The 13,560-nt window shown below is 57.1% G+C and carries 15 protein-coding genes and 1 pseudogene; 7 read left to right on the top strand and 9 right to left on the bottom strand.

The genetic code is table 11. The features are described from left to right. The first annotated feature begins 27 nt into the window (after positions 1 to 27). From DSM25558_RS04390 to phnN, 3 genes are read left to right on the top strand one after another with little or no spacing between them, the layout of a single operon-like run. Positions 28 to 723, top strand: coding sequence for a DUF1045 domain-containing protein (locus DSM25558_RS04390; protein WP_077102143.1), 696 nt, complete (start codon positions 28 to 30; stop codon positions 721 to 723). A 13-nt stretch (positions 724 to 736) separates the two neighbouring features. Continuing rightward, positions 737 to 1,873 carry an alpha-D-ribose 1-methylphosphonate 5-triphosphate diphosphatase gene (locus DSM25558_RS04385; RefSeq protein WP_077102141.1) on the top strand — a complete coding sequence of 379 codons (1,137 nt, stop codon included), beginning with the start codon at positions 737 to 739 and terminating at the stop codon, positions 1,871 to 1,873. Further along, the gene (gene phnN / locus DSM25558_RS04380; protein ID WP_077102139.1) at positions 1,870 to 2,469 is read left to right on the top strand and encodes a phosphonate metabolism protein/1,5-bisphosphokinase (PRPP-forming) PhnN; all 600 of its coding nucleotides are present in this window, start codon (positions 1,870 to 1,872) and stop codon (positions 2,467 to 2,469) included. Before DSM25558_RS04385 ends, phnN begins: the two co-directional genes overlap by 4 nt. Here phnN and DSM25558_RS04375 read toward each other — a convergent pair whose 3' ends face one another. The 4 genes from DSM25558_RS04375 to exbB form a co-directional block, all read right to left on the bottom strand. After that, positions 2,470 to 3,459, bottom strand: coding sequence for an Ldh family oxidoreductase (locus tag DSM25558_RS04375; RefSeq protein WP_077102137.1), 990 nt, complete (start codon positions 3,457 to 3,459; stop codon positions 2,470 to 2,472). A 106-nt stretch (positions 3,460 to 3,565) separates the two neighbouring features. After that, on the bottom strand, positions 3,566 to 4,495 hold the full coding sequence (locus DSM25558_RS04370) for an energy transducer TonB family protein (protein ID WP_077102135.1): 930 nt from the start codon (positions 4,493 to 4,495) through the stop codon (positions 3,566 to 3,568). Next, positions 4,492 to 4,989, bottom strand: a complete 498-nt coding sequence (gene exbD / locus DSM25558_RS04365; RefSeq protein WP_077102133.1) for a TonB system transport protein ExbD — start codon at positions 4,987 to 4,989, stop codon at positions 4,492 to 4,494. The genes DSM25558_RS04370 and exbD overlap by 4 nt, the downstream gene beginning before the upstream one ends. 3 nt (positions 4,990 to 4,992) lie before the next feature. Continuing rightward, positions 4,993 to 6,063 (bottom strand): tonB-system energizer ExbB, encoded by a 1,071-nt coding sequence (gene exbB, locus DSM25558_RS04360; protein WP_077102131.1) that lies wholly within the window; start codon positions 6,061 to 6,063, stop codon positions 4,993 to 4,995. 310 nt (positions 6,064 to 6,373) lie between these two features. On the opposite strand from exbB, the gene DSM25558_RS04355 reads away from it, so the two are divergent. Continuing rightward, positions 6,374 to 7,081: a YoaK family protein gene (locus tag DSM25558_RS04355; RefSeq protein ID WP_077102129.1), complete on the top strand. Its 708-nt coding sequence runs from the start codon at positions 6,374 to 6,376 to the stop codon at positions 7,079 to 7,081. Between the two features lie 2 nt (positions 7,082 to 7,083). Here DSM25558_RS04355 and DSM25558_RS04350 read toward each other — a convergent pair whose 3' ends face one another. Then, positions 7,084 to 7,509: a hypothetical protein gene (locus DSM25558_RS04350; RefSeq protein WP_371479472.1), complete on the bottom strand. Its 426-nt coding sequence runs from the start codon at positions 7,507 to 7,509 to the stop codon at positions 7,084 to 7,086. 184 nt (positions 7,510 to 7,693) lie between these two features. Between DSM25558_RS04350 and DSM25558_RS04345 the strand changes: the two genes are divergently transcribed. Continuing rightward, entirely contained in the window at positions 7,694 to 8,329 is a 636-nt protein-coding gene (locus tag DSM25558_RS04345; protein WP_077102125.1) for a trimeric intracellular cation channel family protein, read from the top strand. A gap of 61 nt (positions 8,330 to 8,390) precedes the next feature. On the opposite strand, the gene DSM25558_RS04340 is transcribed toward DSM25558_RS04345, so the two are convergent. Together DSM25558_RS04340 and DSM25558_RS04335 are read right to left on the bottom strand one after the other, a co-directional pair. Then, on the bottom strand, positions 8,391 to 8,648 hold the full coding sequence (locus DSM25558_RS04340) for a BQ00720 family protein (protein ID WP_067649505.1): 258 nt from the start codon (positions 8,646 to 8,648) through the stop codon (positions 8,391 to 8,393). A gap of 59 nt (positions 8,649 to 8,707) precedes the next feature. Further along, positions 8,708 to 9,133, bottom strand: coding sequence for an Hsp20 family protein (locus tag DSM25558_RS04335; protein WP_077102123.1), 426 nt, complete (start codon positions 9,131 to 9,133; stop codon positions 8,708 to 8,710). A gap of 182 nt (positions 9,134 to 9,315) precedes the next feature. Between DSM25558_RS04335 and DSM25558_RS04330 the strand changes: the two genes are divergently transcribed. Continuing rightward, positions 9,316 to 10,260 (top strand): nucleoside hydrolase, encoded by a 945-nt coding sequence (locus DSM25558_RS04330; protein ID WP_077102121.1) that lies wholly within the window; start codon positions 9,316 to 9,318, stop codon positions 10,258 to 10,260. 125 nt (positions 10,261 to 10,385) lie between these two features. On the opposite strand, the pseudogene DSM25558_RS04325 reads toward DSM25558_RS04330, so the two are convergent. Together DSM25558_RS04325 and DSM25558_RS04320 are read right to left on the bottom strand one after the other, a co-directional pair. Next, positions 10,386 to 11,545, bottom strand: a pseudogene (locus DSM25558_RS04325) (IS4 family transposase). A gap of 149 nt (positions 11,546 to 11,694) precedes the next feature. Then, positions 11,695 to 12,555 carry an LOG family protein gene (locus DSM25558_RS04320; RefSeq protein ID WP_077102344.1) on the bottom strand — a complete coding sequence of 287 codons (861 nt, stop codon included), beginning with the start codon at positions 12,553 to 12,555 and terminating at the stop codon, positions 11,695 to 11,697. A 138-nt stretch (positions 12,556 to 12,693) separates the two neighbouring features. Between DSM25558_RS04320 and dapD the strand changes: the two genes are divergently transcribed. Next, a complete protein-coding gene (gene dapD, locus DSM25558_RS04315) occupies positions 12,694 to 13,548 on the top strand; it encodes a 2,3,4,5-tetrahydropyridine-2,6-dicarboxylate N-succinyltransferase (protein ID WP_077102119.1) in 855 nt (284 codons plus the stop codon). Positions 13,549 to 13,560 lie beyond the last annotated feature (12 nt).

Raw genomic sequence — 13,560 nt, 5'->3', positions numbered from 1 at the left:
CTCTTTGATTTTCGAAAGTACGACGACGTGCGCTACGCCATCTATTTCACCCCATCCGAAAATGATGCTCTTACAGAAAAGGCATCTCAATGGTTGGGCCGCAACGCATTTTCCGATACTCACTATGATGCCTATCGAACCTACGCAGAGATAACAGCGGAGCCGCGTCGTTACGGGTTTCATGCAACGCTGAAAGCGCCGTTCGAGCTTTCCCCAAATCAAAGCGAAGCTGGCCTTCTCGCAGCATTTCATGCCTTTGCAGAGAGCCGCCATGCCTTTGATATTCCTGAGATCGTCATTGGTTCGCTCGGCCCATTCTTCGCGCTGGTGCCAAACGCGGTGCACCAGCCGCTTCAGGATTTCGCGGCAGATGTTGTCGATCACTTCGAGCCATTTCGAGCTCCCTTGTCGGACAGCGATATCGCCCGGCGAAGGCCGCAGAACCTGACGGAAAGCCAAAGGCGGAACCTGTCCAGGTGGGGTTACCCGCACGTGATGGAGGATTTTCGTTTTCACATGACGCTGACGGGGCCGGTGGCTGAAGATGAGAGAGCGGAGATGAGCGCCATCCTCACTCGTGAGTTTTCTGAGTTCACACAAAAACCTATGGCCGTCTCCGGTCTTGGCCTGTTTATTGAAAAAAACCGTGGCGAAGACTTCACCGTCCACACATGGTTGCCGCTGACGGCCACCGCTCCCGCCACGGGCAGAGACACGATATGAAAGCAGTACACGCATGACCGAACATGTTTTTTCCAACGCCCGTATCGTTCTTGAAAACGATATCCTTGAAGGCTCCGTTCTTGTTCGAGACGGCCTGATCGCAGATATCAGCGAAGGCGCATCTCGCACAGGTGAGAATTGTGAGGGAGATTATCTGATCCCCGGCCTCGTGGAACTCCACACTGATCATTTGGAACAGCATTACTCACCGCGCCCCGGTGTAACCTGGGACAAGGTTGCTGCCATTCAGGCTCATGATGCGCAGATCGCATCATCAGGCATCACCACGGTGTTTGATTGCCTCCGCCTCGGCTCAGACGAGGATGGCGGCTTCGCCAAAGGCGAAATGCGTGGCATGGCGGATGCCATAGAGCAGGCGCAGAACGAAAACCGCTTGCGCGCCGATCACCTTCTGCACCTGCGGTGCGAGGTTGCTGCTTCGGATGTGCTGGAGCATTTCGAGGGTTTCGAAAATGATCCGAATGTCAGGCTGATCTCGCTGATGGATCATTCTCCGGGCCAGCGACAGTTTCAGACGATGGATCAATATATCGTTTTTTACCAGAAGAAGCGTGGCTTGAGCGATGAGGCCTTCAAAGCTTTTGTTGATCGGCGTGTTGCGGCGTCTTCCCAATATTCTGCCAAGCATCGCGATTTTCTGTCTGCCCGGTGCGCGGAACGCGGTATCACGGTTGCAAGCCATGATGATGCGACGCTCGCGCATGTCGAAGAGGCTATCGGACATGGTGTAACCTTGGCGGAATTTCCCACCAGCGTTGAGGCGGCCCAGGCATCTCACAATGCAGGCATGAGCGTTCTGATGGGCGCACCCAACATCGTTCGCGGCAAATCCCACTCCGGCAATATCGCTGCACGTGACCTTGCTCAACTGGGTGTTCTGGACGTTCTATCGTCGGACTATGTTCCGTTCAGCCTGCTTCACGCGCCATTCCTGCTGGCCGACCAAGTGGACGGAATAACCTTGCCCAAGGCGCTTGCCATGGTGACGGCCACACCAGCGCGCACTGTCGGTCTTGATGATCGCGGTCGCATCGCTGTAGGCCTGAGAGCAGATCTCGTGCGCGTCCGTCGAGAAAACGGCGTTCCGATCGTACGCTCCGTCTGGCGTCAAGGCAGGCGTGTTGCATGAGTGACGCTGAGCTATCCACCTCGGGTCTACCGAAACACCCCGGCGTGATGATCGTCGTCGTCGGGCCAAGTGGTGCGGGTAAAGACACCCTCATGGCGTTTGCCGCAGCAAAACTGGGCCAGCGGCATAATATTCATTTCGCACGTCGGGTCATTACCAGAAGTCGTGATGCGGGTGGTGAAGACCACGAAGCCGTGACGCGGGAAGAGTTCGCCCGCCGTCTCGACCAGGGAAAATTTTGCGTATCGTGGGATGCGCATGGTCTGAGTTACGGCATTCCAGCTTCGGTTCAGGACAAGTTAAAGCTGGGCGACATTGTCATCGCCAATGGCTCGCGCTCGGCTCTTTCCCATTTCAACGCAGCGTTTCCGGCGCTAAAGGTCATCAACGTCATCGCCACACCAGATGTTCTGGCGGCAAGATTGGAGAGCCGTGGACGTGAAAGCCGGGAGGATATTCTGCGCCGACTTCAACGCAGTTCTTTGGATGTTTGCGGCGATTTCGATGTGACGACAATCGACAATAGCGGCCCGCTCGACATAGCCGGGGCAGCCTTTGCCAAGCTGCTGGAAGAGCAGCTCGGCCGTTGTAGCTGATTACAGGGCTTCGATCTGCGCCAATATATCGGCATCGATTGTGATACCATTTTCCAGTGACTGCTTGCGAATGCCTTGACTCCGACGTCCAGGGAGGCGCGCGTGCTCTTGCCCCTCGATTTCGCCCGCCATCAAGGCAAGACGCTTGGCAAGAACCTGATCTCCGGCAATCGCTGGATCGATGACGATGAGTGTATGGCCGAGAGATGGGGCCGTGCCCGTATCATCCAGCAGGGACGATGCCTGAAAACCGAAATTACCACCGGTCAGGCCCGCCGCCATGACTTCCACCATCAGGGCAAGGGCTGCACCCTTGGCATCACCAGCCGGCAGCATTGTGCCGTTGATTGCTTCGTTCGGGTTCGTCGTCGGTTGGCCACTGGCATCCAGCGCCCAGCCATCGGGAATAGCTTCACCTTTCTGGCGAGCTGCCATGATCTTTCCGCGCGCGACCTTGGAGAGCGCGAGATCGATGACCAGCGGATCTGCCCCATCCACTGGCGCGGCGAAAGCAATGGGGTTCGTTCCATAAAGCGGCTTGATGCCACCCCACGGAGCCATCGATGCGGGCGCGTTGGCAACCATGAAAGCGACAAGCCCCTGTTCAGCAAAGCGCTCCACCGTCAGCGCCATGACACCCGCATGGTGCGATCGGCCGATCACACCCAAGGCAATGCCCTGCTCACGCGCAATGGCGGGAAGCCGCTCCACCGCAACATCAATAGCCGGGTAAGCATACCCATGCCCCGCATCCACAGACAGAACAGATGGCCGTATCAGTGTCGTAACGGGAAGCGCTTTTCCATCGATTTTACCGACGCGCAACTGGCTGATGTAAGAAGGAACACGCCGAACGCCATGACCGCCCTGCCCTGCCGCTTCTGCCGCAACGATCGCTCGCGCCACGGAGCGAGCACTCTCCTGCACGACACCATTTTTCTCGAATATGGAAGAGATTAAATCTTCCGCCTGCTCAATGCTGAATTTCATGATCTTGAATGCTTTCCCAGTGAGAAAACAGGCCTATCGCATTTCTGCGAAAGCGAAAAGTCCGATGACCCTCCACAGGGCACGAGGACAACAAATCAGATCATCGTCACTGAATGTCTATTTTCACCTGGAAGGCTGTTTGGGCGCCCGGCGGTGGCTCCGCAATAGAGGCTTTTTCAATGGAATTCACCACTTTTCCATCAATAGAGGCGTCACCCGTTGAGCTGATAACCCGCACTCTGCCGATAGAGCCGCCATCATCCACGTTAAAAGCGACCGTGACCGACATACCCTTGGAGCCTGCACGCGAGACGCGACGCGACACCGCAGAGCGAACCCGGGCATTCCACTTGGCAGGCGATACCGAGGATGAAAACAAACCGGAGCTATTTTTCAAAGCCGCTGTGCGATCCGACTGCGTTGTTTCGACCTTGGCCGTATCCTTTGCTGCTGATGCGGCAGGCGCGACGGTCTTTTTGCGTTCAACCTTCTTCTTTTCGGGTTCGTCTTTCTTTTCCACCTTTTTTTCGACCGGAGGCAAAGGTGGGCGGAAGGACGGCAGTGGCACCTCGACATTTTCAAGCGCAGCCATCTGCTGCTCTTGAACCGGGTCGATCTCCTCTACAGGTTCAGGCAATGGTTCCGGAAGCGGCTCGGTAATTTCCTGCGGCGGCTCCGGTGTGGGTTCGGGCTCCGGCGGAGTTTCCTCGACGACGGGTTCTGGCTGTGGCTGCGGTGGCTCTACCGGTGGCGGCACGTCCTCCACCTTATCAGGCACGACGCTCTTTACTTCCTGCACATCCTCGACATCATTGACCTCAACTGTTTCCTCGGTGTTGACGGCCTCAGGAAGAGCCGCAAGCTCGATCATGATTGCTGCCGGCGGTCCGGCATCAGCAACGGGCTCGGGCTGTTCCTGCATGAGGTAGTAAGCAGCACCGGCGTGAACACCAACGGTCAGCACCGCGGCTGTCGTCCACAGCGCCAATTCTCCCAGCCGGGAGCGTCCGGTGCGGGGAAAAGAGGGGTCGCTCATGGGGTCGCTCCGGTGGGTGCGGCCGCGGGCGTGGTCGCGCCTGCGGGCTGACCCGTTCCGACCTGGCTTGCTGCGGCAGCGCCCTCAAGACCAACAAGCGCGATCTTGAGATAACCACTATCGCGCAGCATGTTCATGATTTCCATGAAGTGTCCGTAATCGACGGCTTTGTCGGCGCGCAGGAAAATACGCGTATCCTTTTTGCCGCCGGTTCGTGCATCCAGCCGCGCCGTCAGCGCTTCGCGCGCTACTGCGTCGTTGCCCAGATTGAGTGAAAGATCGTCCTTCACGGTGAGGTAAAGTGGCTCTTCCGGGCGTTCCGCGGGCTTTGCCGAAGATGCGGGCAGGTCAACGTTCACATCCACCGTCGCCAAGGGTGCAGCAACCATGAAAATGATGAGCAGTACCAGCATCACGTCGATGAACGGCGTTACGTTGATCTCATGGTTTTCGGAGAGTTCATCTCCACTGCTTTCGCGAATACCACCAGCCATTGATCAACGCCCCACGAGTGAGACCGCAGGCTTTGCAGCGCTGCCCGGCGGAATGCGGCGAAAATCGAGATCACGGCTGACGAGACGTTCGACACCAGCGGCGACATCCGCCAGCAAATGACGGTAACCGGTAATGGAACGGGCAAAGACGTTATAGATCACCACTGCTGGAATGGCCGCAACCAGACCGATAGCGGTTGCTAGCAGGGCTTCGGCAATGCCGGGTGCGACAACGGCAAGGTTGGTCGTCTGCGATTCCGAAATGCTGATGAAGGAGTTCATGATACCCCAGACCGTTCCGAACAGGCCGACGAAAGGCGACGTCGAGCCGATCGTGGCCAGAACACCGGTTCCGCGAGACATGCGACGGCCCGCATGGGTTTCGATGCGACCCAAAACGGAAGAGACACGTTCCTTGATGCCGCCGCCATCGGTGTGCTCCACCACCGCGTCCGAGAGTTGCATCTCATGGGTTGCCATCCGCAGCATAAGAGCGGCGGGGCCACCTTTTTTGTCTGCAGCCTGGGTGGCTTCTGACAGCGTCTTTGCCTTGTGAATGATCTTGAGTGTGGAACCGGCACGAATGCGCGCGCCTGCCAGCTCGATGGATTTTGCGACCCAAACGGTCCACGTGACCAGAGATGCGAAGGCAAGCCCGATCATGACACCCTTCACGACCCAATCGGCCGCCATGAACATGCCCCAAGGGGACAGGTTGTGCGGAATATCGCTCCGTTGCTCAGCGCTAGCGGCTGGCACGACAGGCGGCTCTGCCAAAGTGGGCTGGATCGGAGGCTGGGGCGCTGCATCAGGCGTGGGCTGCTGAACCGTGGGCGCTGCCGGTGCAGGTGCAGGCGCTGTCGGTGCGGGAGCTGGCTCTGGCGATTGCTGTTGGACCTCGGTCGGGGTTGTCGTCTGCGTTGTCGGGGCGGGCTCTGTCGCAGGAGATGGCGTCTGCGCAATACCCGCACCAGCATAAAGGCAGGCGACAAGCGACAAAATAGCAGCCGTAGATCGGTGCCGTTTGCGCGGTAAAGCGTTCAGGTTCGAAGAGGTCAATTTTTCAGGTGCCATCTTGATATTCCCGGAGTTCCGTAACTATGCGCCTATCTTTTGCAGCTGGTGCCTGCACGCCCACACTTTGCCGCCGCAGCTCTACGCGCAGTCCGCTAACAAAGTTGACTAGGATTGACAACTAATACATTGCCGAAACATGCCCTGTAAACTCTTCTTTTACGAAAAAGCGGAACGGCGTGACCAACACTCGTTATGAGGGTAAAAGATGCACCACCAATTCCGTGATGGTCCCTGCGTCCTATTGCATCTTAAGCGTCATTCCTGCCCTGTGGTTATGATGCCTTAAAACCCGTATGGCGGAACATCCATGACCAGACAAAGACGCCGAAAGATCATTCGCACAAGACGCATGGCCACAGGTCTTGCGCTTGTTGCTGCTCTTTCTTTCGTTGCCGGAATGACCGATGCCATCGGCCTGACGATGTCGGGAGATTTCGTGTCCTTCATGACGGGCAATACCACGCGCGCAGCATTGTCACTGCAATCGGGTGACTACGCCCATGCCGCAACGCTCTTTCTGGCTATCGTCATCTTCGTGGCTGGCAATGCGATTGGCATTATCATTGCCAACAGGTCCAACAGACGGGTCTTTACCGTTCTTTGCGCGGTTGGCGTCGCACTATTTCTCGCCGCGATTTTACAGATTCAAGGCGGGAAACTCAGCTCATTCTATCTCGTGGTCTTTGCCATGGGCATGATCAACGCCGCCGTGGAACACGTGGAAGGACTGCCGATAGGCCTGACCTATGTCACCGGCGCTCTGTCCCGCTTCGGGCGTGGCGTCGGACGCTTCATATTGGGTGAACGCAAATTGGATTGGACAATCCAACTGGTGCCATGGCTTGGCATGATTGCGGGTGCTATTTCCGGCGCAGTGCTTGGTAGCAGCTATTCGACGATAGCCCTTCTCAGCGTCAGCCTGATTGTGTTCGTCATTGCTCTCGCCAGCATTTTCATGCCGCGTTCACTCAGAAGCCGTTACAATCAGGGTATGGCCGTCAACAGGTCTCGTTGACGCTATTTGCTCGAAATCGTTACGAATTTCGTACCCCGTACCCGCACTGTCATTACGCATGGTTCGCTATCGGTGCGCTCGCAAAAGCGCGGATGCATCTTGAATTCGAAAACCATGTTGCCGAAACGCTGAACGAAATCGTAGCTGTAGATCGTCGCGGTGGCGATCATCAGATAGCCGCCTTCCTTGACCTGAACATAGAAATTATAAGGGCAGCCGTCGTCACCGCAGCTACGTGCCTTTTCACCGTCACAAGTCAACTCGCCGCGGTTTGTGATAGCGTCCATAATCCCGTCATTGTTGATATCCAGCCGCGTGATGAAGCCCTCACCGAATTCGGCAACTTTGCATTCGGTGCGAAAATGGTCCTTCTCGTAAATCTCCGGGTCGCTCACGAGCTCCTGCTGGGCAAGTGCCAGCACCGGCATAAACAAAAGCACCAAAGCTTGAAGCGTTACGACGAGAAGACGTTTCACGGCATTTTCCTTTATGTCTGTTTCCGCTAAAGAAGCAAAAGCATAGAGCATGTCATCTTGGTTCGGCGGTGGACCATAGGGTCTGGCCCTTGCGTGACACTGACCCTTGCGCAACATTTGAGGAGAGCGCCTGCCCATGACCCTTTTGGCTTTTCTCGATTATGCGGGCGTTGCCGTTTTTGCGGCCACCGGTGCCCTCGCTGCTTCACGCAAACAGCTCGATTTGATCGGTTTTCTGTTTTTCGCCGCCGTGACAGGTATCGGCGGCGGTACGCTGCGAGATCTCGTGCTCGGGCGCTCACCCGTCTTCTGGGTCGTCAACCCGACCTATATTCTGGTCTGCGTGGTTGTCGCCGCACTCGTCTATCTCACGGCACACCTGCTGGAATCCCGATACAGGCTCTTGATCTGGCTGGATGCCATCGGCCTATCGGCCTATTGCGTCATGGGTGCAGCAAAAGGCCTTGCCGTCAGCGGCTCGCCTACGGTCGCCATCGTTACCGGCACCATGACGGCGACTTTCGGCGGCGTTCTTCGTGATATTCTGGCTGGCGAACCGTCTGTGTTGTTAAGACCGGAAGTCTATATCAGCTGCGCTTTGGCAGGCGCTTGCGTGTTTACGGCCGTCCATGCGCTGGGTATGCCCCTCCTTGTCGCATCGGCTGCCGGTGTTCTCACCGCTTTTGCAATCCGAAGCGGAGCACTGATCTTCGGCTGGACCTTTCCGCGCTACCATCCCCGTCCCGGCAGACCGCCTGACGATGTGATGTAGACATGCAAAAGGCACCCTGGGGTGCCTTGAGATGACGTAATGGCAGACGCTCTAATGGCGTTCAATGAACGCTTATCGTGCGTAGTTCGTCTTCGGCAGCTTTGAAGAAGGTGCTGGAACGGTTGTCGGTCAAAAGGATCGGTGTACCATCCGCACCGAACAAAGCCCAAAGATCAAGGGTCGGATCGATATTTGGCGCTTCCGGGAAGCAACGGTTCACTTCTTCGGCGCGCATCTTTCTGATGTATCCGACTTCGCCTGCCCCGATATGGGCCAGTTGCGACTTTGTCAAACTCGCATGCGCTTCTTTCAAGAGCATATGTCAGCCTCCATTCATGAGACGCCATGCCGCTTATGAGTCGCTTGGCGTACAGAATCCTACTGTGAGACGGAAATGTTAATTTTCTTCACCACGTTAGAGATTTCCGGGCGGGTGAGATCAATGGACAGCAGACCGTTTCGCAGGCGCGCATCATTGACCTGCATGCCCTCCGCCAGCACGAAAACCCGCTGGAATTGCCGTGCAGCGATGCCGCGATACAGATAGTCTTTCGCGTCCTGTTCCTGCTGGCGTCCGCGAATAATGAGCTGATTGTCAGCTGTCGTCACTTCAAGATCGTCTTCGGAAAATCCCGCAACCGCTATGGTGATGCGCAGCCGCTCCGGACTACCGCCTTCGGCTGCCAGTCGCTCGATGTTGTAAGGCGGATAGCCGTCATTCGCTTTCGTCATCCGTTCGAGCGTTTTTTCCATAGCATCGAAACCCAGCATAAGCGGATGGGTGAAAGGTGTCATACGGCTCATATCTTTCGGTCCTTGTAACCAAGCGACGTGGTTTGCCCCGTTTGCGGCGGCATGGTTTCATATGGGAATATGCGGGTTGCAAAGCAAGAACGGTATGTTGGGAAAAAGTCTCAACTGCCACCTGCTTGACAAGCTTTGGAAACAGGCCTGAAAAGACATCTCTTATCAAAAGCAGGAAGACCATGGCCGAGCGCAGAAAAATCATTATCGACACCGACCCCGGACAGGACGACGCCGCCGCCATCATGCTGGCGCTGGCGAGCCCGGAGGAAATCGAAGTTCTCGGGCTGTGTGCCGTTGCGGGCAACGTGCCGCTGAAGTTGACCAGCCGCAACATCCGCATCATGCTGGAACTGTGCAACCGCACGGAAATTCCGGTCTACGAAGGCTGCGAGCGCCCGCTGGTCCGTGCGCCGATCACCGCCGAGCATGTTCATGGCAGCACGGGTCTCGACGGCCCGACCTTGCCGGAGCCGGTTCTCGAAGCGCAATCGCAAAACGCCATCGACTTCATCATCGAGACGCTACGCCGCGAGCCGGAAGGCACCATCACGCTCTGCACGCTGGGTGCGCTGACAAACATCGCCACGGCCCTGCAAAAGGCTCCCGATGTTGCGCCGCGCGTGAAAGAACTGGTGCTGATGGGTGGCGGTTTCTTCGAGGGTGGTAACATCACGCCTGCTGCCGAATTCAACATCTATGTCGATCCGCAGGCAGCCGACATCGTCTTCCGCTCCGGCATTCCACTGGTGATGATGCCGCTCGATGTGACGCATAAGCTGCTCACCACCAAGGCCCGCGTGGCCGCCATCCGCGATATCGGCACGCGCCCGGCGATTGCCATGGCGGAGATGCTGGAGTTTTTCGAACGCTTCGACGTGGAGAAGTACGGTTCAGACGGCGGCCCGCTGCATGACCCGACCGTGATCGCCTATCTCATCAAACCGGACCTGTTCGACGGTCGCGATTGCAATGTCGAGATCGAGGTGAATTCCGAACTGACCATCGGCATGACGGTTGTCGACTGGTGGAAGGTCACAGGCCGCGCGCCCAATGCGCGCGTGATGCGCGATGTGGATGCGGATGGGTTCTTCGCGCTGCTGACGGAGCGATTTGCACGGATTTGATACGACAGAGAGACGCATCCACTCTCTCCAGCCATCATGCTCGGGCTTGTCCCGAGCATCTAACCACGTTTGATCTTGTGGTTCGTTAGATCCTCGGGTCAAGCCCACTGCTGTCCGGTTTAAATTCACGTCCATTTTAGCACCATCTGGTCGTGATGTTTCAGGGGTGATGTGGGTGGTTTAAGGAGGCGGTCTGTTCTGCGTCTGTGCATGAGGTTGACACGCACAAGGCGCGCGAAGGCTAGCGGGCTTTGGATCGTCTTCTGGTCTGCCTGCGCCATACGCAGAATGATGAACGCAATAAGGGCCACAGTGATCTGGATGCGGACGGCATTTTCCGATTTCCCCAGCAGATGCTTGATTTTCAGCGTTTGCTTGACCCATTTGAAGAACAGCTCGATTGCCCAGCGGCGCTTGTAGAGATCGGCGATCTCGTGCGCTGTGGCGTTCAGATCGTTCGACAGGATACGCAGGACCTTGCCCGTTTCGGTGCGAACCGTGATCTCGCGCACGGATTTGCCGAGCGGGTCTTGCGGTTTCTGGCCTGTCGTGCCGGAAGAAGACCGATGCGATCCGACAGGATGCGGCTGTCGTGTCCAGTGTCGCCCCCAAGCGATCGCTCATGCGTTACGGTCAGTGGCGTGTGAGATTTGAAGCGGGTGACGATACGGCATCCGGCCTCGTCCATCTTCGCCCACCAGCCGAAATCATAATATCCCAGATCGAAGACATAGGTCGCGCCGGGTTGGATCGGCATGGACTTGGCGGCGGTGATATCATTGACATTGGCGGCTGTGACGGCGGCATAGATCGGCCGCTGTGCATCCGCATCATAGATGATGTGGACCTTGGCACCGCAGGCCTGATGGGAAAACTGCGCCCATTGTGATCCGGCACCGGAGAGGCGCAAGCTGGTGGCATCGATGAGATAGGCCGCCTCGCGGACAGCTCGGCGCAGGCCACGCTCGGCCCTTGCGACCAGTTCGGCAAAAATCCCGGCAAACACCGCACTGGAGCGTTTGGCATTGGCATCCGCAAGCGTGGAGCGAGAGGCTGGTTTTGCACCTAAGTGATAAAGGCGGGCGCAATGGCTTTCCAGCCCACTTTCGATCTCGCGCAAGCTGACCGCCCCGGCCAGTTGCCCGTACAGCAAGGCCACCAACTGGCTCTTGGTTGATAATTGCCTGGTGTGCTTGTCGGTGCCGTGCTCATCCACAAGGCGTTCAAAGACGGCCCATGGAATACGCTTCAAAAGATCATGAAAGACGCTATTGTTATGACGCACGGTGTTGCCCCCTCTTTCGTGTCCAAGATCGTCGCCAAACGCTTGAATACGAATAGAATCAACACCGTGCGCCGTGTCTACAAATTTAAACCGGACAGCAGTGGGACAAGCCCGAGGATGACGAATCTGGGCCTATTCGGCAGCCTTACTCAAAGCTCATAAAAATCCGCGACCACCTTCCACGCATCCTCAGCCGTTTCGCAGAAATGCAGCAGCTCCATATCATCTGGCGCAATCGTGCCAAAATCGGCCAGCCCTTCGAAATTGATGATGGAGCGCCAGAAGGCTTCCCCGAACAGAATGAGTGGGATGGGTGCCATGCGTTTGGTCTGGATGAGGGTGAGCGTTTCAAACAGCTCATCCATGGTGCCGAAGCCGCCGGGGAACACCACGACCGCCTTGGCACGCATCAGGAAATGCATCTTGCGGATGGCGAAATAGTGGAAGTTGAAGCTGAGTTCTGGCGTCACATGCGGGTTGGGTGCCTGCTCGTGCGGCAGCAGAATGTTGAGACCGATTGACGGCGCTCCGGCTTCCGATGCACCGCGATTGCCCGCCTCCATCACGCCCGGCCCGCCACCCGTCATCACGACATATTCGCGGTGGTCATGCTTTTCGGATTCGCCCGCGCATAGCTTCGCGAATTTGCGGGCTTCGTCGTAATAGACCGAGGCGGCCTCCAGATTCTTTCTCTGCGTTTCGTTGCGCGCCGCCCAGGCTTCGCCGCCCGGTTCGGGAATGCGCGCGCCGCCAAACAGCACCACGGTGGATTTGATACCGCGCTCGGTCAGGATCATTTCCGGCTTCATCAGTTCCAGCTGCAGCCGAATGGGGCGCAACTCTTCCCGGCACAGAAAATCGGTATCGGCATAGGCCAGACGATAGGATGGCGAGGCCGATTGCGGGGTTTTGGGCAAGCCTTCTGCCTGCTGCTTGTCATCGGAGCTGGATTTCAAAGGGTCCCAGACGCCGTCCTTGCGCCGCAACTTGCCATTTTTCAGTTTTGCCATGTCCATGCCTTTCGTCAGCCTGCGCCAAATCACATTGACGCCCTTGAAACACTCGCTTAGAGCAATTGACCATGTCCGGCCAGCGGTGCGGATATTTCCCTTTATGTGACGATAGTCAGCGAAGTTTAAGGAATTCTCATGAGCATCTCGGATCTTGGCTCCCTTGAAACAATCATCGAAACCGCATTCGATAATCGCGATGGCGTCAACATATCGACCACGGGCGAAGTTCGCGATGCGGTCGAAACTGCGCTGAACCTGCTTGATGGCGGCCAAGTTCGCGTTGCTGAAAAGCAGGCCGATGGCAACTGGACCGTAAACCAGTGGCTGAAAAAGGCCGTGCTGCTTTCCTTCCGTCTCAACGATATGGAGATCGTCACCGGCGGCCCGGGCGAATCCACCTGGTGGGACAAAGTGCCTTCCAAGTTCGAGAACTGGGGTGAAAACCAGTTCCGCGCCGCAGGTTTTCGCGCGGTACCGAATGCGGTCGTGCGCCGCTCTGCTTATGTGGCCAAGAACGTCGTTCTGATGCCGTCCTTCGTCAATCTCGGCGCTTACGTCGATGAAGGCACCATGGTCGATACATGGGCGACCGTTGGTTCCTGCGCGCAGATCGGCAAGAATGTCCACCTGTCCGGCGGCGTCGGCATCGGTGGCGTGCTTGAGCCGCTTCAGGCCGGCCCGACCATCATCGAAGACAATTGCTTCATCGGAGCGCGTTCGGAAGTCGTTGAGGGCTGCATCATCCGGGAAGGTGCCGTTCTCGGCATGGGCGTCTTCATCGGCAAATCCACCAAGATCGTGGATCGCGCCACAGGCTCGATCACCTATGGCGAAGTGCCGCCTTACTCCGTGGTCGTTGCTGGCACCATGCCGGGCAAGCCTTTCCCGAATGGCGATATGGGTCCGAGCCTCTATTGCGCGGTCATCGTCAAGACCGTCGATGAGAAGACCCGCTCCAAGACCGGCATCAACGAGTTGCTGCGCGATTGATAGAAGTAGACT

The organism is Agrobacterium sp. DSM 25558, from assembly GCF_900100825.1.
In the GTDB taxonomy this organism is placed as follows: Bacteria; Pseudomonadota; Alphaproteobacteria; order Rhizobiales; family Rhizobiaceae; genus Agrobacterium.
The sequence above is the reverse complement of the archived record's forward strand: the minus strand, read 5'-3'. Positions and strand labels throughout refer to the sequence as shown.

What these genes read in the sequence shown, in the direction of transcription:
- DSM25558_RS04385 (WP_077102141.1), top strand. Translation starts at nt 737, where the DNA reads ATGACCGAACATGTTTTTTCCAACGCCCGTATCGTTCTTGAAAACGAT.
- phnN (WP_077102139.1), top strand. Translation starts at nt 1,870, where the DNA reads ATGAGTGACGCTGAGCTATCCACCTCGGGTCTACCGAAACACCCCGGC.
- DSM25558_RS04375 (WP_077102137.1), bottom strand. Translation starts at nt 3,459, where the DNA reads ATGAAATTCAGCATTGAGCAGGCGGAAGATTTAATCTCTTCCATATTC.
- DSM25558_RS04370 (WP_077102135.1), bottom strand. Translation starts at nt 4,495, where the DNA reads ATGAGCGACCCCTCTTTTCCCCGCACCGGACGCTCCCGGCTGGGAGAA.
- exbD (WP_077102133.1), bottom strand. Translation starts at nt 4,989, where the DNA reads ATGGCTGGTGGTATTCGCGAAAGCAGTGGAGATGAACTCTCCGAAAAC.
- exbB (WP_077102131.1), bottom strand. Translation starts at nt 6,063, where the DNA reads ATGGCACCTGAAAAATTGACCTCTTCGAACCTGAACGCTTTACCGCGC.
- DSM25558_RS04355 (WP_077102129.1), top strand. Translation starts at nt 6,374, where the DNA reads ATGACCAGACAAAGACGCCGAAAGATCATTCGCACAAGACGCATGGCC.
- DSM25558_RS04350 (WP_371479472.1), bottom strand. Translation starts at nt 7,509, where the DNA reads ATGCCGGTGCTGGCACTTGCCCAGCAGGAGCTCGTGAGCGACCCGGAG.
- DSM25558_RS04345 (WP_077102125.1), top strand. Translation starts at nt 7,694, where the DNA reads ATGACCCTTTTGGCTTTTCTCGATTATGCGGGCGTTGCCGTTTTTGCG.
- DSM25558_RS04340 (WP_067649505.1), bottom strand. Translation starts at nt 8,648, where the DNA reads ATGCTCTTGAAAGAAGCGCATGCGAGTTTGACAAAGTCGCAACTGGCC.
- DSM25558_RS04335 (WP_077102123.1), bottom strand. Translation starts at nt 9,133, where the DNA reads ATGAGCCGTATGACACCTTTCACCCATCCGCTTATGCTGGGTTTCGAT.
- DSM25558_RS04330 (WP_077102121.1), top strand. Translation starts at nt 9,316, where the DNA reads ATGGCCGAGCGCAGAAAAATCATTATCGACACCGACCCCGGACAGGAC.
- DSM25558_RS04320 (WP_077102344.1), bottom strand. Translation starts at nt 12,555, where the DNA reads ATGGCAAAACTGAAAAATGGCAAGTTGCGGCGCAAGGACGGCGTCTGG.
- dapD (WP_077102119.1), top strand. Translation starts at nt 12,694, where the DNA reads ATGAGCATCTCGGATCTTGGCTCCCTTGAAACAATCATCGAAACCGCA.